Consider the following 376-nt stretch of genomic DNA (forward strand, 5'->3'; position numbering starts at 1 on the left):
GCTGAAAAAATCTTTCTGCTCTCGGCTTTCAGGGCAAGCAGAATGACGACTATCTCTCCGGTTTATTTTATCTGTCGCAGCATCCCCCCGACCTCCGTGCGCCAGCTCATCATCTCACCGCAAAATGGCCTTACCATCCGGGAGCCCGTCTTCTCTGTGACACAGCTTGAAGTGGCAAGACAGTGGTACATTTTCCAGGATGATATAAAAACAGCGGCACATCTGGGCATGAGTCCTGCCACTTTCCGGATCCACAAATACCAGTTAATGTTAAAACTCAGATTAAAAAAGATGTGTCATATAGTAAAAACGGATTTTCACCATTACGTGACTGATACAGACTCAGCGGCACAGAAATAATATCTGAACATCCCCG

At 46.3% G+C, this 376-nt stretch carries 1 protein-coding gene; it reads left to right on the forward strand.

Translation table 11 applies throughout. The features are described from left to right. Positions 1 to 360 (forward strand): hypothetical protein (locus ACU8YC_RS28560; RefSeq protein WP_446896463.1); only part of this gene is annotated, 360 nt, incomplete at its 5' end. Between the last annotated feature and the right edge of the window lie 16 nt (positions 361 to 376).

Source organism: Citrobacter sp. VF227, from assembly GCF_052950715.1.